The sequence below is a fragment of the Bradyrhizobium sp. Cp5.3 genome (assembly GCF_000426265.1).
Taxonomy (GTDB): domain Bacteria; phylum Pseudomonadota; class Alphaproteobacteria; order Rhizobiales; family Xanthobacteraceae; genus Bradyrhizobium; species Bradyrhizobium neotropicale.
The window spans coordinates 363,387-371,222 of record NZ_AUFA01000008.1 but is presented as its reverse complement, the minus strand read 5'-3'; the positions used below and the strand labels follow the sequence as shown (position 1 = coordinate 371,222).

Annotated in this window: 6 protein-coding genes; 3 read left to right on the top strand and 3 right to left on the bottom strand. The window is 65.6% G+C overall.

Going from position 1 to position 7,836, the window contains the following annotated elements; translation table 11 throughout:
• Window positions 1–1,833: molecular chaperone HtpG (gene htpG / locus K289_RS0113975; protein WP_027552089.1), on the top strand; the 1,833-nt coding region annotated here is incomplete at its 5' end.
• 185 nt (window positions 1,834–2,018) lie between these two features.
• On the opposite strand, the gene K289_RS0113970 is transcribed toward htpG, so the two are convergent.
• Entirely contained in the window at window positions 2,019–5,153 is a 3,135-nt protein-coding gene (locus K289_RS0113970) for a multidrug efflux RND transporter permease subunit (RefSeq protein ID WP_027552088.1), read from the bottom strand.
• 426 nt (window positions 5,154–5,579) lie between these two features.
• Between K289_RS0113970 and K289_RS0113965 the strand changes: the two genes are divergently transcribed.
• Window positions 5,580–5,858, top strand: a complete 279-nt coding sequence (locus K289_RS0113965; RefSeq protein WP_027552087.1) for a DUF3551 domain-containing protein — start codon at window positions 5,580–5,582, stop codon at window positions 5,856–5,858.
• 91 nt (window positions 5,859–5,949) lie between these two features.
• A complete protein-coding gene (locus K289_RS0113960; RefSeq protein WP_027552086.1) occupies window positions 5,950–6,216 on the top strand; it encodes a DUF3551 domain-containing protein in 267 nt (88 codons plus the stop codon).
• Window positions 6,217–6,230: 14 nt separating this feature from the next.
• Here the strand turns inward: K289_RS0113960 and K289_RS0113955 are convergent, their stop codons facing one another.
• Entirely contained in the window at window positions 6,231–6,644 is a 414-nt protein-coding gene (locus K289_RS0113955) for a hypothetical protein (protein WP_027552085.1), read from the bottom strand.
• 109 nt (window positions 6,645–6,753) lie between these two features.
• Window positions 6,754–7,734 (bottom strand): tripartite tricarboxylate transporter substrate binding protein, encoded by a 981-nt coding sequence (locus K289_RS0113950; RefSeq protein WP_027552084.1) that lies wholly within the window; start codon window positions 7,732–7,734, stop codon window positions 6,754–6,756.
• Window positions 7,735–7,836: the final 102 nt, after the last annotated feature.

Here is a 7,836-nt window from a genome sequence, read left to right as displayed (position 1 = left end):
GAGGTTTCGGAGCTCCTGCACCTGATGGTGCACTCGGTCTATTCGGAGACCGACATCTTCCTGCGCGAGCTCGTCTCCAACGCGTCGGACGCCTGCGACAAGCTCCGCTACGAGGCGATCGCCAATCCGGCGCTGCTTGGTGAGGGCGACGCGCTCAAGATCCGCATCGCCCCGAACAAGGCCGCCGGGACGCTTACGATCGCCGACAACGGCATCGGCATGGAGCGGCAGGAGCTGATCGACCATCTCGGCACCATCGCCCGCTCCGGCACCAAGGCCTTCGTGGCGAAGCTGAAGGAGGCCAAGGACGGCCTCGGCCTGATCGGCCAATTCGGCGTCGGCTTCTATTCCGCCTTCATGGTCGCCGACAAGATCATCGTCATCAGCCGCCGCGCCGGCGAGAGCGACGTCTGGACCTGGACCTCCTCCGGCGGCTCCGGCTTCGAGATAGCCCGCGCTGGCGAGGAGGACGCCGGCCGCGTGACGCGCGGCACCGAGATCGTGCTGCACCTGAAGGACGATGCGAAGAAATACCTCGAGACCTACGAGATCGAGCGCATCGTCGGCGCCTATTCCGACAACATCCTGTTTCCCATCGAACTCGTGCCGGAAGAGGGCGAGCCGCGCCAGATCAACTCGGCGAGCGCGCTGTGGCAGCGGTCGAAATCCGAGCTGACCGCGGAGGACTACAAGAAGGCCTATCAACAAATCGCCTCGGCCTTCGACGATCCCGCGATGACACTGCATTATCGCGCGGAAGGCCGTTACTCCTACGCGGTTCTGCTGTTCGCGCCGTCGGCCAAGCCGTTCGACCTGTTCGAGCCCTCACGCAAGGGCCGCGTCAAGCTCTATGTCCGGCGCGTCTTCATCACCGACGATGCCGATCTGTTGCCGGGATATCTGCGCTTCATCCGCGGCGTCGTCGATAGCGAGGACCTTCCGCTCAACATCTCGCGGGAGATGCTCCAGAACAATCCGCAGCTCGCACAGATCCGGAAAGCGGTGGCGACCCGCGTCGTCAACGAGCTCGAGAGCCTCGCCGAGAAGGACGCGGAGGCCTTCGCCAAGATCTGGGACGCGTTCGGTTCGGTTCTCAAGGAAGGCATCTACGAGGATTTCGAGCGCCGTGAAAAGCTGCTCGCGCTGTCGCGCTTCACCACGACCGCCGGCGAGAAGCGTTCACTCAAGGACGTCGTCGCAGCCTTCAAGCCGAACCAGACCGAGATCTATTATCTCGTCGGCGACAGCATCGAGCGGCTGAAGTCCAATCCGCGGCTCGAGGCGGCAACCGCGCGCGGCATCGAGGTGCTGCTGCTGTCCGACCCCGTCGACGCCTTCTGGACCTCGATGCCGACGGAGTTCGACGGCAAGCCGCTGAAGTCGCTGAGCCAGGGTGACCTCAATCTCGACCTGATCCCGCGCCTCGACGAGAACGACGAGGCGAAGCAGGACGAGCCGGCCGCCGATGAGGCTTCCACCATCGCCGTGATCAAGGCCTCGCTCGGCGAGCGCGTCAGCGACGTCAAGGCGTCGACGCGCCTCACCAGCTCCGCCTCCTGTCTCGTCGCCAGCACCGAGGGCCCAAGCCGCGAGCTGGAGCGCATCCTGGCGCAGCAGAACCGCGGCATGCGCACCAGGCCGATCCTGGAGATCAACCTGCGCCATCCGATGGTGGCGGCGATCACCAGGGCCCAGGCCGGCTCAGAGGTGGTCGACGATCTCAGCCTGCTCCTGCTCGAGCAGGCGCAGATCCTCGATGGCGAATTGCCGGAAGACCCGGCCGCGTTCGCGGCCCGGCTGAACCGGCTGGTGCTGCAGGGGCTGGGCGGTTAGGCGAAAGCTCGCCACGTACTCCGTCGTCATGCCCGGGCACAGCCGTCTGAAGGACGGCGTCGCTTCCGCTCGCCCATGCCCGGGCATCCACGTCTTTGGTCACACGCGGCTCTGCGTGGATGGCCGGGTCAAGCCCGGCCATGACGACCTCAACTGAGGCGCGCCTATGCTCCTCGCAACGAGGTTCACTCCGCCGCGTCCTTTCTTTCATCCCTCTCGGCCTCCGCTTCCGGCTTCTTCTCCATCCAGCGCGACAGCAAATTGGAGAAGCGGTCGAGATAGAGATAGACGACCGGGGTCGTGAACAGCGTCAGCGCCTGGCTCACCAGCAGACCGCCGACCATGGCGTAGCCGAGCGGCTGGCGGATCTCGGCGCCGGTGCCGTGGCCGAGCATCAGCGGCACGCCGCCGAGCAGGGCCGCCATCGTCGTCATCATGATCGGGCGGAAACGCAGCAGCGCCGCCTGGTGGATCGACTGCTCCGGCGTCAGATGCTGCTCGCGCTCGGCGACGATGGCGAAATCCACCATCATGATGCCGTTCTTCTTGACGATGCCGATCAGGAGGATGACCCCGATCAGGGCGATCAGGCTGAAATCGAAGCCGAAGATCATCAGGATCGCGATCGCGCCGACGCCGGCCGACGGCAGCGTGGAGAGGATGGTCAGCGGGTGGATGTAGCTCTCATAGAGGACGCCGAGGACCAGGTAGACGACGACGAGCGCAGCGAGGATCAGCATCGGCACGGTGTTCAGCGATTGCTGGAACGCCTGTGCGGTGCCCTGGAAGCTCGTGGCCAGCGTCGGCGGCGCGCCCATCTCGCCGACCGCACGCAGCACGGCATCCGTCGCCTGTCCCAGCGCCACCCCCTCGGCGAGGTTGAAGCTGATGGTCACCGACGGAAACTGGCCCTGATGCGCGATCGCGAGCGGCCGAACCGGCTCGTTGGTCCAGCTGCAGATCACCGAGAGCGGCACTTGCTCGCCGGTCAGCGGTGATTTGATGTAGAGCTTGTCGAGCGTGTCAAGCTTGCCCTGCAGGGCCGGCGTGATCTCGAGGATCACGTGATAGCTGTTGGTCTGGGTGAAATATTGCGCGACCTGGCGCTGGCCGAACGCGTCGTAGAGCGTGTCGTCGATCAGTTGCGGCTGGATGCCGTAGCGCGCGGCAGTGTCGCGGTTGATCGTGAGCTGTAGCGTCGTGCCCTCGGTCTGCTGGTCGGTGGCGACGTCGCGGAGCTGCGGCAGGCTCTTCATGCTCGCCAGGATCCTCGGCGCCCATTCGTTCAGCTCGGCGAGATTGGCGTCCTGCAGCGTGAACTCGAACTGGGTACGGGTGGCGCGGCCGCCGAGGCGCACGTCCTGCGAGGCCTGCATGTAGAGGCGGGCGCCCTCGACCTCGGCGAGCTTCGGCCGCAGCCGCGCGATGATCGCTTGTGCATTGGCGTCGCGCTCCGCGATCGGCTTCAGCGTGATGTACATGCGTCCCGAGTTCAGCGCCGTGCCGCCGCCGCCGATGAACATTGCGATGGAATCGACGGCGGGGTCGGCCTGAACGATGGCGTTGAGCTCCTCCTGCCGCCGCTTCATCTCGGCAAAGGAGATATCCTGCGGCATCTCGGAGACCGCGGTCAGGAAGCCGTTGTCCTGCTGCGGGAAGAAGCCCTTCGGGATCAGGATGAACAGCACAGCCGAGAGTGCGACGGTGGCGAAGAAGATGAGAAGCGTGACGAGGCTGTGCCGCAGCGCGAGGTCCAGGCCGCGCTCGTAAGCGCCGAGCAGGCGCTCGAACATCCGCTCGCTCCACTGGTAGAAGCGGCCGTGCCGCGCCTCGCGGTCGGCGCGCAGGAAGCGCGAGGCCATCATCGGCGTCAGGGTCAGCGACACCACCAGCGAGACGAAGATCGCCATCGACAGCGTCACCGCGAACTCGCGGAACAGCCGGCCGATGATGCCGCCCATCAGCAGGAGCGGGATCAGCACGGCGATCAGCGAGATGCTGATCGACACGATGGTGAAGCCGATCTCGGCCGCGCCCTTGTAAGCGGCGGCGAGCGGGCTCTCGCCGCGCTCGACATAGCGCGTGATGTTCTCCAGCATCACGATGGCGTCGTCGACGACGAAGCCGACCGCGATCGTGAGCGCCATCAGCGACAGATTGTCCAGCGAATAGCCGAACACCCACATCAGCGAGCAGGCGCCCAGCAGCGCCAGCGGCACGGTGATGCTCGGGATGATCGTGGCCCAGAAGCTGCGCAGGAAGACGAAGATCACCATGACCACCAGCGCGATGGTGATCATGAGCGTGATTTGCACGTCCTCGACCGCGGCACGGATGGTGATGGTGCGGTCGCTGATGATCTTGATCTTGATCGCCGGCGGGATCGCCGCGATCAGTCGCGGCAGCTGCGCCTTGATACGCTCGACCGTCTCGATGACGTTGGCGCCTGGCTGCTTGAAGATGACCAGGAAGACGCCGCGCTTGCCATCGGCCCAGGCGGCCGTCTTCATGTCCTCGGGACCTGCCACGGCCTCGCCGATGTCGCGGACCCGCAACGGCGCGCCGTTGCGGTAGGCGACGATGACGTCCTGCCAGTGCGCCGCCTCGAGCAACTGGTCGTTGGCGTAGATGGTGTAGGCGCGCGTCGGGCCGTCGATGTTGCCTTTCGGGCTGTCGGAGGTCGCGATCGCGATCTGGCTGCGCACGTCCTCCAGCGACAATCCCTTGGCGACGAGCTTGGCCGGATCGACCTGGATGCGCACGGAAGGCTTCTGCTGCCCGCCGACGAACACCTGCGCGACGCCGGGAAGCTGGCTGATCTGCTGCGCGAGTTGAGCATCGGTGCGGTCGCTGACGGTGGTCAGCGGCAGCGTGTCCGAGGTTGCCGACAGGATCATGATCGGCGAATCCGCCGGGTTGACCTTGCGATAGGTCGGCGGCGAGGGGAGGTTCTTCGGCAACTGGCCGCTTGCCGCGTTGATCGCGGCCTGCACGTCGTTGGCGGCGGCGTCGATCAGGCGGTTGAGATCGAACTGGATGGTGATCGACGCCGAGCCGAGCGAGCTCGTCGAGGTCATTTGCGTGATGCCGGGGATTTGCGCGAACTGGCGCTCGAGCGGCTGCGCGACCGAGGAGGCCATGGTCTCGGGGCTGCCACCCGGCAGCGAGGCGGACACCTGAATGGTCGGAAAGTCGACCTGGGGCAGCGGCGCGACCGGCAGCAGCGGGTAGGCCACGAGGCCCACGAACAGGATGCCCGCCATCAGCAGCGACGTGCCGATCGGATAGCGGATGAACAGAGACGAGAAGCTCTCTTGCATGCCCTGAAACCATCGATTGGCCAGCGCATCTTCTCCTCGCATGCGGCGGAGTCGCGCCCGAGAGCCCGAGCGCGAATGTGCGTTTCCTTCAGCCCATATGTTTGTTGATCGCCCCGGATCGTCGTCGATCCGGAGCCGGCGTTGTCTTGGGAGAGTAGTCCGTTCGCTCGGACCTGCGAATGGAATCCTGCGCCGGATGTTTGCGACCTTTGTCGAAGGAGAGCGGCCGCGAGATATGCGTTTTGTGCAGACCGGAATCGGGTCGCTCTTTCTCCTTTCCCGGCCGTCCGACGCTGCTACTCAACTTTTCAAACGCGCGTCACAAGCGGGAGAGGTATGTTGAGGAACGGTCGCTTCTTTCGCGGTGTTGTGCCATATCGAATTGGCATGACGCCTGCCGCCGCCAACGATTTGAGGAAGTTTCCGATGCGCCTACCGCTCCTGACCATTGTGGCAATTGCCACGCTGCAAGCCGTCGCGCCGGCGAGCGCGCAGACCTACGATCCGCGCTTTCCGGTCTGCATGCACGTCTTCACGTCCGGCGGCCGGGGCGGTGGCGGTGACTATTTCGACTGTTCCTTCACCTCGCTGCCGCAGTGCCAGGCCACGGCATCGGGTCGCGCCGCGAGCTGCGACCTCAATCCCTACTATGCCTTCGACGAGCCGCCGCCGCCCCCGCGCCGGCGCCACAAGAAGGTGTACTAGCGGCCCGCGTACATCTTCGGATTGTGCAAGCCCGTTGCTGTTGCCGCGCCGCGGCTCCGCCGCAGCCTGTGCTTCTCCAGGAAGAAGTCTGATGCGCCTCTCATTCGGTCTGATCATGGCCGCCGGTGCGGTGCTGGCGGCCGCTCCCGCTCATGCGCAGACCTTCGATCCCCGCTTTCCCGTCTGCATGCACGTTTATTCCGGCGGGAGCGGAGGCGGCGGGGATTGGTATGACTGCTCCTTCACGTCGCTGCCGCAATGCCGTGCCACAGCCTCGGGCCGCGCCGCGAGCTGCGACCTCAATCCATATTTTGCCGCTGGCGAACCGCCGCGCCGCCGCCGGTGGAAGATCGACTAGCGCAGGGCTCGCGTTCACCGCTCGCCGGGCCACCAGTCCGAGCGCGGATCGTGCGCGGAAATCTTCGTCCGGCGCAGCGCCACGAGATGGCTGCGCTTGTAGGGACGGCCCGACAATTCCGAGCACTGCTGGCAGCGCATGTACCGCTCAAGCTCGTGGATCGGCGTCGATTTCCTTCGCCTGACGATATCGAGTGCGACAGTCTGGTGCGTCTCGCACCCCAGGCACTTCACTTCGAGATAGAGGTAGCCCGCGTTGAGCGCATCTCCCAGCGTCGGGGAGGGCTGCGCCGGCCCCCGGAATCCCAGCATCCGCTTGTTCCACGCCTCGCAGGCGAGCCGGTCGGCCCCCTTGCGCGCCTCCGCTGCCTGTTCCGCCGCCGCACGGACGGAAGCGCCGTAGATTCGCTCGCGGGATTTGGTCGTCATGGCGCGGCAACATGCGCGCGCACAAGACGCGAACGCAAGCCGCTAGGAATGGTGGGTGTGGATGACCGCGTCGCTAACTGCCGCTTTGCCCAGCAGGCAGATACCACCGCTACTCCTTCTTCACGCCGGACAGTTCCACCACCTTGCGCCAGCGGTCGGTCTCCGCGCCCATCATGCTGCCGAACTCGCCTGCGTTGCCGTGCAGCGGGATCGCGCCGAGCTCGGCGATGCGGGTCTTGATCTCGGCCTCGGAGAGTGCGGCGTCGATCTCGCGATTGAGGAGGTCGATGATCTCGCGCGGCGTGTCGCGCGGCGCGCCGACGCCGTAGAACGAGCTCGTCTCATAACCGGCAAGCGTGTCCGCGATGGGGGACACGTCCGGCAAGATCTCCGAGCGCTCGCGCATGGTGATGCCGAGCGCGCGCAGCTTCCCGGCACGCACCAGCTCGAACGACGAGCTGACGTTGTCGAACATGCCCTGGATCTGGCCGCTCATCACGTCGGTCAATCCCGGCGCCGAGCCGCGATAGGGAACGTGGGTAAACTGCACGCCGGCCAGCGACTTGAACAGCTCGCCGGAGAGATGCAGCGAGGTGCCGATGCCGGAGGAGGCGATCGACAGCTTGCCGGGATTGGCCTTGGCGTAGGCGATGAAGTCGGCAACGGTCTTCACCGGCAGATCATTGTTGACGACCAGCACCAGTGGAATGCGCGCGACACCCGCGACCGGCGCGATGCCCTTGGCGAAATCGTAGGGCAGTGCCGGATCGAAGGAGGCGTTGATGGCGTTGGCGGTCGAGGTGAGCAGCAGCGTGTAGCCGTCAGGCGCAGATGTGATCACCGCCTGCGTGCCGATATTGCTGCCGGCGCCGGGCTTGTTCTCTACCACGAAGGTCTGGCCGAGCCGGTCCGACAGCCGTTGGCAGATCAGCCGTGACAGCACGTCGGTCGCGCCGCCCGGTGCATATGGCACCACCCATTTCACGCTGCGCGACGGATAGGAGGGATTGCCGATCGCAAAGACGCGCGGCGCGGCGAGCATTGCCGCGGCACAGCCGGCGGTCTGAAGGAATAATCTCTTGGTGATCATGTTGGCCTCCAGTTCACCTCGCCCCCGCTTGCGGGGAGAGGCCGCGTGCCCGAATGACTGGAGTGCTATCGCAAGAATTGCGCCGGCTCGCACGCCGTTCCC